10 protein-coding genes and 3 pseudogenes are annotated in these 14,611 nt (G+C 37.3%); 8 read left to right on the forward strand and 5 right to left on the reverse strand.

Going from position 1 to position 14,611, the window contains the following annotated elements; all coding sequences use genetic code 11:
• Window positions 1–47: 47 nt before the first annotated feature.
• From BTN50_RS02185 to BTN50_RS02195, 3 genes and pseudogenes are all read right to left on the reverse strand, one after another.
• The gene (locus BTN50_RS02185; RefSeq protein ID WP_096618866.1) at window positions 48–581 is read right to left on the reverse strand and encodes a BON domain-containing protein; all 534 of its coding nucleotides are present in this window, start codon (window positions 579–581) and stop codon (window positions 48–50) included.
• Window positions 582–600: 19 nt separating this feature from the next.
• The gene (locus BTN50_RS02190) at window positions 601–1,191 is read right to left on the reverse strand and encodes a phosphoheptose isomerase (protein WP_096618867.1); all 591 of its coding nucleotides are present in this window, start codon (window positions 1,189–1,191) and stop codon (window positions 601–603) included.
• 346 nt (window positions 1,192–1,537) lie between these two features.
• A pseudogene (locus BTN50_RS02195) lies at window positions 1,538–2,408 on the reverse strand (IS5 family transposase).
• Between the two features lie 696 nt (window positions 2,409–3,104).
• Here BTN50_RS02195 and BTN50_RS02200 point away from each other — a divergent pair.
• The 6 genes and pseudogenes from BTN50_RS02200 to BTN50_RS10825 form a co-directional block, all read left to right on the forward strand.
• Window positions 3,105–3,875, forward strand: a complete 771-nt coding sequence (locus BTN50_RS02200; protein ID WP_096618868.1) for an ABC transporter permease — start codon at window positions 3,105–3,107, stop codon at window positions 3,873–3,875.
• Between the two features lie 422 nt (window positions 3,876–4,297).
• Window positions 4,298–4,435 carry a hypothetical protein gene (locus tag BTN50_RS09935; protein WP_161492905.1) on the forward strand — a complete coding sequence of 46 codons (138 nt, stop codon included), beginning with the start codon at window positions 4,298–4,300 and terminating at the stop codon, window positions 4,433–4,435.
• Between the two features lie 414 nt (window positions 4,436–4,849).
• Window positions 4,850–7,222 carry an endopeptidase La gene (gene lon, locus BTN50_RS02205; protein WP_096618869.1) on the forward strand — a complete coding sequence of 791 codons (2,373 nt, stop codon included), beginning with the start codon at window positions 4,850–4,852 and terminating at the stop codon, window positions 7,220–7,222.
• A gap of 197 nt (window positions 7,223–7,419) precedes the next feature.
• A complete protein-coding gene (locus tag BTN50_RS02210; protein ID WP_096618870.1) occupies window positions 7,420–7,692 on the forward strand; it encodes an HU family DNA-binding protein in 273 nt (90 codons plus the stop codon).
• Between the two features lie 167 nt (window positions 7,693–7,859).
• Window positions 7,860–9,758, forward strand: coding sequence for a peptidylprolyl isomerase (ppiD, locus tag BTN50_RS02215; RefSeq protein ID WP_096618871.1), 1,899 nt, complete (start codon window positions 7,860–7,862; stop codon window positions 9,756–9,758).
• A gap of 475 nt (window positions 9,759–10,233) precedes the next feature.
• Window positions 10,234–11,053 (forward strand): annotated as a pseudogene (locus BTN50_RS10825) (IS5 family transposase); the annotation flags it as partial.
• A 3-nt stretch (window positions 11,054–11,056) separates the two neighbouring features.
• Here the strand turns inward: BTN50_RS10825 and BTN50_RS02225 are convergent.
• Both BTN50_RS02225 and BTN50_RS02230 read right to left on the reverse strand, forming a co-directional pair.
• The gene (locus tag BTN50_RS02225) at window positions 11,057–12,250 is read right to left on the reverse strand and encodes an MFS transporter (RefSeq protein ID WP_096618873.1); all 1,194 of its coding nucleotides are present in this window, start codon (window positions 12,248–12,250) and stop codon (window positions 11,057–11,059) included.
• Window positions 12,251–12,720: 470 nt separating this feature from the next.
• Window positions 12,721–13,216: pseudogene (locus tag BTN50_RS02230) on the reverse strand (hypothetical protein).
• 1,016 nt (window positions 13,217–14,232) lie between these two features.
• Between BTN50_RS02230 and BTN50_RS09940 the strand changes: the two are divergent.
• Both BTN50_RS09940 and BTN50_RS11765 read left to right on the forward strand, forming a co-directional pair.
• Window positions 14,233–14,385, forward strand: a complete 153-nt coding sequence (locus BTN50_RS09940; protein ID WP_161492907.1) for a hypothetical protein — start codon at window positions 14,233–14,235, stop codon at window positions 14,383–14,385.
• Between the two features lie 89 nt (window positions 14,386–14,474).
• Window positions 14,475–14,609: a hypothetical protein gene (locus tag BTN50_RS11765; RefSeq protein ID WP_256386978.1), complete on the forward strand. Its 135-nt coding sequence runs from the start codon at window positions 14,475–14,477 to the stop codon at window positions 14,607–14,609.
• Window positions 14,610–14,611: the final 2 nt, after the last annotated feature.

Genomic DNA, 14,611 nt, shown 5'->3' on the forward strand with positions numbered 1-14,611 from the left:
GTTCAATCTAATGAATACATAACCCGATATTATCGTATTTAATTATTTTACTCAACGTAATGGAAACCCTTAATCACCTGTTTTACGCCACTAAGGTTACGTGTAATCTCCGTAGCTTCATTTCCTTGCTCGAGGGTAACATAACCCAACAGGAATACTTCACTATCTTCTGTGATAACCTTAACACTAGCCTCTTTGAGTTTTTTACTACCAATAAGGGCCAATTTTACTTTGGTTGTTAGCCAAGTGTCTTCGCTGACGCCGGCGAGAGACAGGGGCTGCTTAATACGAATTTGATCATAGACTATTACCACGCCCTTTATTCCACGTATCTTGTCTACTAGTGATTGCTTGGAAAATGTTTTAGATGCTTGGCCTACCAGTAACACTTTACCATTGTAAATTGCTGCATTGACACGAGCATCATTCTTAAAAGTAGCTTTATTTATGATACCTGCAATTTCCATTGAATGCTGTGTATCCATCCACTCTCTTTTTGCCGTGCGCGTATCTTGTTTATCAATCAACGAGCAAGCACTAAGCATAAAAATGCTCATTACTAAAAGTATTCTTTGAGTCATTAACTGTCTCCTGAAATTATTATTCGCCATGTGTTGGGAAGAGGTTCTGATCAATAAGCTCACACAGTATATGGAGTGTGGTTAAATGCACTTCTTGAATACGCGCCGTTCGTTGGGAAGGTACACGGATTTCAACATCTTGTTCGCCGAGTAAACCCGCCATTTCACCACCATCTTGACCTGTAAATGCAATAATTGACATATCACGGGTTACCCCGGCTTCCATTGCTTTAATCATATTTTTACTGTTGCCACTGGTTGAAAGGACTAGCAGAACATCACCAGCTTGCCCAAATGCACGCACTTGTTTTGAAAAAATTTCATCGTGGTGGTAATCGTTAGCTACCGCTGTCAGTGTCACTGCATCAGCCGTTAGTGCCAATGCTGGTAAGCTAGGGCGTTCAGTTTCAAAGCGATTCAAAAGGCAGGATATAAAGTGCTGAGCGTTAGCGGCTGAACCACCATTACCACAACCAAGAATTTTATTGCCATTTAATAAGCATTGCACCAACACCATTGCTGCTTTAGAAATTTGCTCTGACAGTGCTTCTGCAGCAGCAATTTGTGTTTGAATGCTTTCAGTAAAATTTTTTTTAATGCTCTCTAACATTGATTATCCTTCAATTAAAATATTCTTAACCTAATTTATAATGTTTACACAGCCATCAAAAGCAATAGCCTCAAGTCTAAATTTTGTATTCCTTGCAGATAGTTCCTTATTTTTAACCAGAGAGAAGACGCATAAAAAATATTATTTTTTTGGAATGTCATGGCAACAGATACACCACCAAATGCAATCCTCTTTCCAAGCTAATCTACCCTATTTAGTCTTGCTTAAATATTGCGTTACGATCTATTAACGTCAATCAGTGCTGTTTAAGATTATAGAATGCTTGTGCTTCATGACTTTGTTTCCTAATTCCAGTTCAGATAACAAATTTCAGCATAATTCACTATTAAACGAGCACTGTTATTTTAAATATACCTAATCCTATCCGCGTATTTAACTTTTTTATCACGGCGCAGATTGCACCAATCTGAGCTCTATACTCCCTTAGGCTCAATGCTCTTCCGAGTGGTTTTTTTGACTCGAAACATTACCGACTCTGATAAGGAACGTTTATGGTAATCATATCTCGTTTTAGAATGCTGATTGGCACTCTATAATTTTTGATCACTGACAGCTAAATTACGCGAATCATCTCGTTCCTAAAAAGTTGCCCTTTTTTCGACGATATGAGTGGAACCGCTCGTTTAATACAGGCGATTTTATAACATTGTCTGGCGTCGTAAGCACCATTAGCTAATATTCCATTTATTTTTCAGTGGGTCTCTTTGAGTAAGCTAGATAGCACTTCACCGTCAGTCACATTGAATACACTTAACTTAGCTGCGAGGATTGCATGCGCCTTTATATCTATCGCTAAATGTAACTTACGCCAGATTCACGTTTTTCATTAGTACCATGATTTTTTTTACTTTCCATTCTCTTTCACCGTAGACTTTGAGCTCTGTAGAATCAATGGTTAAGTGTTGTATACTTCCTTTATTCTTCGTCTTAAACATGACGCTAACCGTGTTTGGCCTCGCTTGCTAATGCATGAGTAGTGGGGGGCATAACAATGGCAATTGAGCAAGTTTGAAAGCAGAATTAATGAATCCTTGCAGACCTCTCAATGGCATTAAAAATGCGCATTTAACCATGAAGGCCTTCATAATATCTAAGCTACTAAATAAACTAGGTTTTCCATAACTACCCTGCTTAGTTTGATTCCATAACTAAATAGCTTCTTCATAAATTCGGAATATTAATAAACTATGATTAATTAACGCTTGATTGGACTGCTTTCAGTAGCTCTGTTGTAACGAAAATTTTTCATCGGCCTGAATATTTAAGTGAGCCTAACTATTTAGAGTATGGATTGATAATTTAGTTCCCTGATCTAGGAAACAAAGCCGGTTACCACAAATATTTTTTAGCAGAGACAGCAAGAGTTCGAATCAAAAAACTACTGAGAAGGACATTGAATCTAAGGAATCGCACAACTCATATTATTGAAACCGACGCCATGACTAACGCTTTCAATAAGCTGATAAAACTAGGTATGCCTAACACAAAAGCGACTGTTTAATCGTTAATCATGTGGAGATTTGCTATCTGAACTTAAATTAGGAAACAAAGTCTCGATGAAAAGAAAAGGCTGTGTCAAAATATTGGGATTATTAACCAAAGTGAATGGATTGAAGACACGTCTATGTGGTTGCTCTTAAAAAAGCTAGGTACTAAAACATTTTGTCAAATTTGGCTCCCAACGATGACCAAATGATAACGTTAAATAACATGAAATAGCAGCAAATTGAAGACCACACTCTAGAAATATAAGTCCATAAATTCATTACGAAGAGCACAGTTTTCTTGCAATTGACAAAGCAAAAAATTTAAGCCCATTCTGTGCATCACAAAACGAGTAGGTTTGAAACATTGATTATTAATTTATTGCAACATAGTGTGGAGACACAGGCATGAATAGAGCATACTGGGTTGCCTTTAAAAGTCTACTTATCAAAGAAGTGATGCGGTTTGGACGTATTTGGGTGCAAACTTTGGTATCACCTGCAATCACAATGGCACTGTATTTTGTGGTTTTCGGTAACTTGATTGGCAATCGTATTGGTGAAATGGGTGGCTTTAGTTATATGGCCTACATTATACCTGGTTTGATCATGATGTCGGTGATCACTAATTCATACTCCAATGTAGCATCATCATTTTTTAATACTAAAATGCAGCGAAACATCGAAGAGTTGATGGTCGCTCCCGTTCCAAATTACGTAATTATTGCAGGCTATATAGGTGGCGGAGTAACCAGAGGGCTAGCAGTAGGGTTTATCGTTTCTATAGTGTCGTTATTTTTTATTGAGTTGCAGATAGTATACCTTGACGTAATTTTTGCAACAGTGTTGATGACATCAATTGTATTCTCGTTGGGCGGCCTGATCAATGCGGTGTACGCGCGCACCTTTGATGACATCAGTCTGATCCCAACATTCATTCTGACTCCGATGACTTACTTGGGTGGCGTGTTCTATTCGCTATCGTTATTGTCTGAGTTTTGGCAGGGTGTATCGAAACTAAACCCTATTATGTATATGGTAAATGCCTTCCGTTATGGCTTCTTGGGTGTATCTGACGTTAGTATTGTTACATCGTTCTCTGTACTGAGCATGCTTATTGTAAGTTTGTATTCTGTAGCGTGGTATTTGATCAGCCGTGGTATTGGTTTAAGAACATAATACAGCAAAAATCACCTTTGTTTCCTAATTCAAGTTCAGATAGCAAACCCCTACATGATTCACTATTAGACGATCACTTGTGTTTTAGGCATCCCTAATTTTATTGCTTATCTGGCACTTTTACTGTTATGTCAGTTTCGCTAAATCTGGCCCTTGTAATCCCTTCGTTTAAAGTCCCTTCCAGTAGCTTTTTAACTCGAAATATTTCCGATTTTTATAAGGAACGTTTATGGTAACCACACCTCGTTTTCTAATGCTGATTGGAACCGTATAACTGTTGGTAACTGACCGTTAAATCACGCGAATAACTTAGTTCCTAAAAGTGCTCCTTTTTTATCGAGATGAGTGGAGTCGGTCGTCTAATACGAATAGTTTCGTAACACTGTCTTATGTCATCAACACCATCGCTTGATATTTCATTCATGCTTCTATGGGCGTATCTGAGTAAATCACTAAAATATCATCCAGCGATGCTCACAGCTCCAGACAATATTACGAAACCGTTCGTATTAAGCGAGCGGTTTCAATCAGCATTGAAAAACGAGGTATTGTTACCATAAATGCTCCTTATCAAGGACGGTAATGTTTCGCATTAAAAAAACTACTAAGAGAGACATTGAACCTACAGGATTACAATACCCAGCTTGGCTAAATATACGCCACAGTAAAGGCGTCAAATAAACTGACTGCATTAAGTTTACTTAAAACCAAAGCGAACGTCTATTGGTTAATCATATTAGAACCAGCTATTTGAACTTAATTAGGCAATAAAACCAACTTAAATATAAAAAGTTGGCCTCTATAATATTAAAATTTATTAAAAAAATTTTTTGAAATCGTTAGATCGTTCAATTACTTAAAAAGATCAACATTATACTATCACTTCCTTTTTTGTTTTCTGCTGCATGTGCCGTTGAATAGTGACAATATATCCCCATATACTCTTTAATATCTAAAACGGAAGAGAGAACAATATGAACTTGGAGCGTTCCGAGCGCATTGAAATTCCGGTCCTGCCTCTGCGCGACATGGTCGTTTATCCCCATATGGTTATCCCATTATTTGTGGGACGGGATAAATCTATCCGTTGCTTAGAAGCAGCGATGGACAATGATAAACAGATTTTATTAGTAGCACAGAAAGATGCTGCTATCGACGACCCTTCTATTGAAGACCTTTATCAAGTAGGCACTATTGCGTCTATTTTGCAATTGTTGAAGTTGCCTGATGGAACAGTAAAAGTATTGGTGGAAGGTTTACAGCGTGTTGAAATTAAAAAATTTAGTGAAGATGATTTTTTTACTGCAGATTCACAATACATGCAAACACCAGAAATAGATGAACGTGAGCAAGCAGCATTAGTACGCACCGCAATCAGCCAGTTTGAAAGTTTCATTAAGCTAAATAAAAAAATTCCACCAGAAGTCCTGACGTCACTAAATGGTATAGATGAAGCAGCACGTCTTGCTGATACGATTGCTGCGCACATGCCTCTTAAATTACATGATAAACAACAAGTACTAGAAATTATCGATATTGCAGAACGATTAGAATTTCTAATGACCATAATGGAATCAGAAATTGATTTATTGCAAGTTGAAAAACGTATCCGTAGTCGCGTTAAAAAACAAATGGAAAAGAGTCAGAGAGAATATTACCTCAATGAACAAATGAAGGCAATCCAAAAAGAATTAGGGGAGCTTGATGATGCTCCTGATGAATTTGAGAGCCTGAAACTGAAAATTGAAGCATCTAAAATGCCTCAGGAAGCGAAAGAGAAAACGGAACAAGAACTTCAAAAATTAAAAATGATGTCACCGATGTCAGCAGAAGCAACTGTAGTTCGTAGTTACATTGATTGGATGGTGAGTGTACCATGGTCGAAACGCTCAAAAGTTAAAAAAAATTTAGTAAAAGCTGGAGACATTCTCAATGCGGATCATTATGGTTTGGAGCGTGTTAAAGAACGTATTCTTGAATATCTCGCCGTGCAAAATCGTGTCAATAAATTGAAAGGTCCAATACTATGTTTAGTCGGACCGCCAGGGGTAGGTAAAACCTCTTTGGGTCAGTCAATTGCATGTGCTACCGGACGTAAGTATACGCGTATGGCGTTGGGAGGCGTACGAGATGAAGCAGAAATTCGAGGACATCGTCGAACATATATTGGATCTTTGCCAGGAAAGCTTATTCAAAACATGGCTAAAGTAGGTGTAAAGAATCCACTGTTCCTCTTGGATGAAATCGACAAAATGTCTTCAGATATGCGAGGCGACCCATCTTCAGCATTGTTAGAAGTTCTTGATCCAGAACAGAACAATGCATTTAATGACCACTATCTCGAAGTGGACTATGATTTATCTGACGTTATGTTCGTAGCAACATCAAATTCAATGAATATTTCAAGCCCTTTACTTGACCGTATGGAAGTTATTCGTTTATCAGGTTATACTGAAGACGAAAAATTAAACATCGCAAAGCAACATTTGGTTGATAAGCAAGTACAGCGTAATGGCTTGAAACCAAATGAAATAACCATTGAAGATTCAGCTATTGTTGGGATTATTCGCTACTATACGCGTGAAGCGGGAGTGCGTAGTTTAGAACGCGAAATTTCTAAACTGTGTCGTAAAGCAGTAAAAAAAATTTTACTAAATAAAAATGTTAAATTTATCACTATTAACCAAAATAATTTAAAAAATTATTTGGGTGTGCAGCGTTTTGACTTTGGCAAAGCGGATAAAAGTAATCGCATTGGTCAGGTTACCGGCCTTGCGTGGACGTCCGTAGGAGGCGACTTGCTTACCATTGAGACTGAATCCATGCCAGGCAAAGGAAAGCTGTCACAAACTGGTTCTTTAGGTGATGTTATGCAAGAGTCAATTCAAGCAGCAATGACGGTTGTTCGTACTCGTGCAGAAAAATTAGGCATCAATAATGATTTTTACGAGCAACGTGATATCCACGTCCATGTGCCAGAAGGTGCAACACCTAAAGATGGCCCCAGTGCTGGTATTGCAATGTGTACAGTGCTTGTTTCTAGTCTCACGGGTAATCCTGTACGAGCCGAAGTGGCCATGACAGGTGAAATTACACTCCGTGGTGAAGTATTGCCCATTGGTGGTCTGAAAGAAAAGCTATTGGCAGCACACCGAGGTGGTATTAAAACGGTCATAATTCCTAAAGACAATGAGCGTGACTTGGAAGAAATTCCCGACAATGTTAAAGCGGACCTCGATATTCATGCTGTACGTTGGATTGATGAAGTTTTGATACTCGCACTACAGAATAATCCTCTCGGAATAGAGCTTGTAACACCACGAAAGAGTGACGTGCAGCAAAATTAAGCAATGTAAAACGCTGACAGTTAGTAAAAGGCTTGTCAGCTTTTTTGTTGAAGACTAACTTAATGGAAGCGCTGCACACCCTTAATTCATAATAGCTTCAGCGTTTTGTTAGCTCTATCTAAAAAATATAACGCATTTTTAATGCTAATCACCGCAAAAAATGGGATTTGTGGTTCGTTTGTGAAAAGGATGAAAAAGTGAATAAGTCGCAGTTAATTGATACAATTGCAGAAAGTGCTAATCTATCTAAAGCGTCTGCTGGTCGCGCCCTAGACGCACTATTAGATGCCATTTCTGATACTTTGAAAGACGGCGATCAAGTTGCATTGCTGGGTTTCGGTACGTTCTCAGTTCGTAGCCGTTCAGCACGTACTGGTCGTAACCCTCAAACTGGAGCAGAAATCAGCATTCCGGCTACTAAAGTGCCTGGGTTTAAAGCTGGCAAAGCTCTGAAAGACGCGGTTAATTAATCTATTTATATCATTTTGCGCGATGTCACAGCATGTTTAATTTAAGCTGTAAAGTAAGCAATATCAGAGTATAATAAGATTCAGTCAGAGTATAAAAGCGTATCTCATGATGCGCTTTTATACTTTTAAAAAATAAGCGTTTAAATTAGTAGGGATGCCGGCACATCATGATGGAGCGACTACGTGAAGGCGCGAATAGCCTAACGGTTAAGATAATTTTAAGCCTTATTATCTTTTCCTTTGTTTTTGCAGGGGTAGGAGGCTACTTAACTGATGGTTCCAAAAGTCCAATAGTCAAAATTGGTGATCAAAATATTAGTCATAACCAATTTGAACAGGCTTATAAAAATGAACATGCACAGATGCAAACACAGGCAGGTGACGTCTTTACTACCTTACTGAGCGACCCAGATTATCTTGCACAATTCCGCAGTGACGTCCTTAATCGTATGGTAAATAAAGTCCTGTTAGACCAACAAGCAGACGCATTAGGCCTGCGTGTGAGCGACGAGCAAATTAAACAAACTATCCGTTCCATGCCAGCATTTCATGCTACAGTGAATAATTTTGATAATGACTTTTATTTAGCTACACTTAAACACAATCATTTAACACCAGATCAATTCGCTAAGTATGTGCGTCAAGATCTCGTTCGTGAACAACTTATCCATGGTCTCCAAAACAGTGCGTTTGTATTAAAAAACGAACTGACATCTCTCTATAAGTTAGAAAGACAAACTCGTTCAGTGCGCACATTGTCTCTATCACCAGATGATTTCGCAGCAAAAGCTCATATCACTGCTGAGCAAGAGCAAGATTACTATCAACAAAACCCTGCGAAGTTTATCCGTCCTAAGCAATTTAAAATTTCTTATGTTGAATTATCTGGTGATAGTATCGCAAACCTTATGAACGTGACAGAAAGAGATGCGAAAGAATATTACGATGCTAATTTGGCATTATATAGTACTCTTGAAAAACGTAAAGTCAGCCATATTATGATTCAAGGAGATGATAATACGGCAAAAATAAAAGCAGAAGTTGTGTTAGCAGAGTTAAATGCAGGTGCAGATTTTGCTGAGTTGGCGAGGATGCGTTCTTATGACACTTTTAGTGCAAAACAAGGTGGCCAACTTGACTGGTTTGAGACTGGTGTCATGGATTTTGCATTTGAAGAAGCCGCATTTTCACTCGTTAAAAAAGGAGATATATCAGGTGTGGTGAAATCTAGTTTTGGTTATCACATCATTAAACTGAATGATATCAAAGCGTCAGGTACAGAGCCTTTTGAAACGGTTAGAGACCAAATTATTGTGCAGTTAAAGCAACAATATGCTGCAGATAAGTTCTTTGCTCTTTCAAATGATTTGACCGAAAAAGCATTCGAAATGCCAGATAATTTGGATGAAGCAGCATCTGCCATAAATAGCACTGTTCAACAAACGGACTTTATCTCCTTGTCTGATTTGAATGGGACGTTAGCTCACCCAAAGGTTCAAAAAGCCCTTCAATTATCAGAAAAACATGACGATGGTCTAAATTCCGATATTATTGAACTTTCTCCTGAGCATATTATTGTGGTACGTATCGATGACACTCAGCCTGAGTTAGTATTGTCATTTGATGATGCACAACCTCAAGTAATAAGCTTACTTAAACGTCAAATAGGTGAAAAAGAAGTGCATGCGTTGGCAAAGAACTTAGTTGATGAGCTAAGAGTTGGTAATAACACGAATTTGAATGCATTGGGTTATGTGTTTAGTGATGCAACAGATGTTGGGCGTATGTCATCGGATCGTGAAGTCGTTGAATTAGCATTTACTTTACCGGCCCCTACGGGGGATACAAGTGAATACGGTATAACACGCTCTTTAAATGGTAATCTTATTATTGTTGCATTGGACAGTGTTAAGGAACCTAAAGCCACTGATATTAGCTTAGCAAGCCAAATGGCAAATCGTATCTCACATGCTTTTGCGAGCAGTGAGCTAATGGCCACAATCAACCAGTTAAAGCAAAATACAAAAATAACATACCCTCTTAAAACTACTGAACAATATTTATAGTTTTTATCTAGGCTTCTTAAAATGAATTGTGAGAACTTAACGCACGTGACGAACTAACGCAATCAGGAAATCACATTGACGAAAAATTTTTTTCTCCTATTATTTTTAGATTAAACATAAAAAAATTTATTACTCCTTTATTCTATCTCTCTTAAATGACGTTGTTTTCTAAATCAGGAAACTAAGTGATCAATATACGCTCTAATATAGCTCGACTTACTTAGATATTCAGGTTTATGAACAAGCTCCGCTACAAAATAACTAACTAGAAAGGCTTTGTTTCCTAATTCGAGTTCAGATAGTAAATCTTAACATAATTTATTATTAAATAATTGCTTTCGTGTTAAGCACACCTGATTTTGTCAGCGCATTTAACGCTTTCATCATGGCGACAGTTTTATTAATTTAAGTGATATAATACCTTAGATTCAATGTCCTACCAGTAGTTTTTTGACTCGAACCATTGCTCTCTCTACTAGAGAATCAAACTAAGCAGGATAATCATGGGAGACCATATTTACTGAGCAACTTAACCATTACGACGGCTCTCATGGTTACATGCGTATTTTCAATGCTATTGAGAAGCCTGTAAGCGTTCATTAATTATGTTTGCAAATTTATTCAACTGCCGTTGTCATGCCCTCACTATTCATGCATTAGCAAGCGAGCCAAAATGGTTAACGTTGCGTGGAAGACAAAAATTAAAGGAACCATCCAGCACTCATCCATTTATTTTACGGAACTAAAAGTCTACGGTGAAGGCTAATGGCAAGTAACAAAACATGGCACTAACGGTAAACGCCCAGTCTGGTGCAAGTTACATTTAATGGTAAATAAAAATATGCATACAATCATTACTGCTGGGTTAAGTGCATTAAATGTGATTGACGGTGAAATGCTGTCTAACTTGCTCAAACAGACCCGCTGAAGAACTAATGAAATATCAGGCAATGGTGCTTATGACACCAAACAATATTACAAAACTATTCATATTAAACGAGCAGTTCCAATCGCCCCACAAAGAAAAGAAGCAATTTTTCGGAGGACGAGATTATCCCCCGTCATTTAACTGTCAGTTACCAAAAGTTATGTGGTTCAAATCAGCGTTGTAAAACGAAGAATGGTTACCATAAACGTCCCATATCAGAGACAATGTTTCAAGTTAAAAAAATTTTCCGAAGAAGACATTAAGCCTAAGGCGTTACAATGCCCAGATTGGCAAAAGCTACGCCATGATAAAAGCGTTAAATAAGTTAATAGAGTTAGGCATGCCTAAAATGAAAGTGATCTTCTAATAGTCAGTCATATTGGGATTTACTATCTACACTCGAATGAGACAACAAAGTCCTGCGACGACTATACTTAATTGAAATAAGCATATAGATAAGCGTTGCTGCGAAACAAACGGCAAAGTAAATCATCAAGCCTTCTTGCGCACCCATTACATGTCCTGCTACGACAGGGCCAATGACCGATCCAATGCAATAACTCAACAGCATCAATTCTGTTACTGAAATAATTTTTGATTCACACACCTTCATACAAGCAAGGGTAATCGCGATTGGGTATAGCGCAAACGCTGATACGCCTAACAGGAATAAACCTGCTATTGTGCCTCCTGTCATGGTTGCTATTTCAATCATTGCGATTGATAGCAGACCAGTGAAGCAGAATATTGCCATTAATAATGCTTTTTCAACACGTACATTTAACCAACTGATCAGTGGTTGCACGGACATACCACCCAAGATCACAAGGGCCATTAAAGTACCAACTTGATCGTGGCTAAACTTACTTTCTAATTCAAGAGGGAGTAGTCCATAGATTACGCCAAGAACTAAACCCGACACAATACAGCCAATGTATGCTGCTGACGGTAGTTTGTTCATTTCTCGCAACTTAATCCTGGGATGCACTATTTTTTTTGGTGAGTCATTGCGAAATACTAATGGCGGCAATATTGCTGTTGACATCACACCAGCAACGATCATCATCGGAATGGCGCCAACGGTGCCAAATAATCCAATCCCAAGCTGACTAAGAGCTGCACCCCCGTACAAGGCTATCATATACAAACCTAGGCGTCGAGCACGCGCTTTTTCGGTCTCGGCCATGAGTAGCCAAGATTCGATTACAACAAAAACACCAGCAACCGCAATACCTGCTATAAATCGTGACCCTAGCCAGACTACTGGTGTAGAAAAAAATGCCATGATGCAAATGGTTGAGACTATGACGAGAAGAAAGGCAACCAGAGCATTAAGATGACCAAATTTATAAATAACTTTAGTATTGCTCAGAGCACCTCCCAGTACTCCAGCATAAAAAACACTGGCTAACCAAGAAGCTAAATTTAATGACATTCCTCTTTCGTCTAAGGCGAGAGGAATAAGACTCATCAAAAAACCTGAAGCAATGGCAAATAGACTTAGGCTAATAACAGGCACAAGTGGGCTATTGCGATGAGGTGTAAGCACTGAATTTTGTTGCAATGTTTTACTCTAATACAATTAAGTTGAATAAAAAAACTTATTCTAAATGAACAGGCTTTAAAAAAGATTGTGATTATTTATATAATACTTACACGCATTATTTTTTATAATTATTATGTGACAAGTTTAAAACGTAAAGAGAGATTATTTGTTCCTCACAATAAAATTAATTTATTAATATAATTATATTTTATCCTTTTTAACTATTTTTGTCGATTTTTATGCATGACCTATCTTTTTTTAAAGCTTCCTGCAACACGCAGAAAATATAATTTTCATTTATGATCATATATTCAATGCGTTAATTAGAATAAAAAGGTAATGCACACGTTCAATAAATGTATCAATGATTTTGTTATGCATTTCAGATGATTCTGAATATCCTATTATTTTTTATTAAGTTGTTTCAAACTAGCATGGCTTTATTTCCTAATCCGAGTTCAACTGGCAAATCCAAACATGATTAACGATTAAACAGCCGCTTTTATTTTAGGCATATCTAGTCCCGTCAGCTTATTTAACGCTTTATCATAACGTACGTTTCGTTAATCTCAGCATTGTGAGTTCTTAAACTAAATGTTCCTCTCAGGAATATTTTAATTCGAAATATTGCCATCTCTGATAGAGAACGTTTGAAACCGATAATTTCTAGTAACTGACCTCTAAATTACACGGATAACCTCGTTTTCAAAAAATTATTTTTTTTTGGTCCTGAGTGGAGCCGCTCATTTAATACGAACGATTTCGTAGCATTGTCTGGTATCGTAAGCACCTTCAGCTAATATTTCATTGATCTTTCGGCGGGTCTGTTTGAGCAAGTTAAGTAATACTTCGCCATCAGTACCATGTTTTTTTATTTTTTATGTTTCTTCACCGCAAGCTGTGAACTCCATAAAATCAAGGTCTAAGTGATGGATGCTCCATTAATTCTTCGTCCATCCAAAATATTAGTGAGCCACGATTAATTAAAGCTTGATTATATTGCTTTCAATTATCTACTTTGTAGCGAAGGTTATTCATAGACCTGAATATTTAAGTGAGCTTAGCTGTTTAACGTATTGATTGAAAATTTAGTCCCCTTATTTAGGAAATAAAGCCGGTTACTATAAACGTTACCTAGAAGAAACAGCAATGATTTGAACTCAAAAACTACAGGAAAGGATATTAAGCTTAAGGGATCACGCAACCCAAATTAGTGAAAGCAACGTCATGATAACAAAATTAAATAAGCTGACAAGGCTCGGTATTCCTAACACGAAAGCAATTATCTAATAATGAATCATATTAAAATTTGCCATTTGAACTCGAATTAGGAAGCAAAACAAACTAGTACGAAGAATCACATGCTTCCTCTTAATACGTCCTAGTATAGGACTTACTAATAATATGCTTATTTTCGAAGAAAAATGTATGCAATCGATTGAACTTAGTGCACTATACTGTCTTTTGCTAAGTAATAATTGTGGCTACACATTAATGTTAAGTGCCATTATGTTAGCTAATAAATGCAGTCTGGAAGTACAGCATAGGTCATGGTAAACACTACTGTTACAATTATCAATAATGCGGCCACACTTTCCGACCAAAATAGACCTGTGAACATATTCACTGAATATAAAAAATTCATTATTGGACTCTCTATAAACAATGCTGATATTCACGACTCGACTCGAAAGCTACAACATTAATATTAATGAGGTTATTCGTGTTTTTAAAAACTGATTTAGTTTCCTACATTATAGATCTACGCTCTAAACAGCTAAGTTCACTAAATATTCAAGTTTATGAATAAGTTTAGCTACAAAATAGCCAACTGGAAATAGTATAATCAAGCTTTACTAATCGTGGTTCACTAATATTTGGGGTTTATAAAGAAGCCATTCAGCTATGGGATCAACCTATACAGGCTAAGCATGGGAGACCCTCATTTATTCAGCTATTTAGCCATTACAACCATTTTCATGATTAAATGAATATTTTTAATGTTATTGAGAGGTCTGCAAAGGTCCATTTATTGTGTTTTCAAACTTCTTCAATTACCAGTAGCATACCCTCATTATTCATGCATTAGCAAACAAACTAAAACGGTTAACGCACCATCAAAAGAAAAACTACAAAAACCGTACAAGACTTAGTATTAATTCTACAAGGTTAAAAGTTTCGGTTAGATAGAATGAAAGTAAACAAACATGGCACCAACAATCAACATCAAATCTAGCGCAAGTTGCATTTAGCGGTAGAGATAAATACGCATAAAATCATTACTGCTGGGTTAAGTGCATTAAATGTGACTGACGGTGAAATGCTGCCTAACTTGCTCAAACATACCCCACCTAAAAATCAATGCAATATCAAATAATG

The organism is Candidatus Enterovibrio altilux, assembly GCF_002381345.1.
Lineage (GTDB): Bacteria > Pseudomonadota > Gammaproteobacteria > Enterobacterales > Vibrionaceae > Enterovibrio > Enterovibrio altilux.

Bases quoted from the DNA above. Each gene is read 5' to 3' on its own strand.
- BTN50_RS02200 (WP_096618868.1), top strand. From the start codon at position 3,105: ATGAATAGAGCATACTGGGTTGCCTTTAAAAGTCTACTTATCAAAGAA.
- lon (WP_096618869.1), top strand. From the start codon at position 4,850: ATGAACTTGGAGCGTTCCGAGCGCATTGAAATTCCGGTCCTGCCTCTG.
- BTN50_RS02190 (WP_096618867.1), bottom strand. From the start codon at position 1,191: ATGTTAGAGAGCATTAAAAAAAATTTTACTGAAAGCATTCAAACACAA.
- ppiD (WP_096618871.1), top strand. From the start codon at position 7,860: ATGATGGAGCGACTACGTGAAGGCGCGAATAGCCTAACGGTTAAGATA.
- BTN50_RS09940 (WP_161492907.1), top strand. From the start codon at position 14,233: ATGTTATTGAGAGGTCTGCAAAGGTCCATTTATTGTGTTTTCAAACTT.
- BTN50_RS09935 (WP_161492905.1), top strand. From the start codon at position 4,298: ATGCTTCTATGGGCGTATCTGAGTAAATCACTAAAATATCATCCAGCG.
- BTN50_RS02185 (WP_096618866.1), bottom strand. From the start codon at position 581: ATGACTCAAAGAATACTTTTAGTAATGAGCATTTTTATGCTTAGTGCT.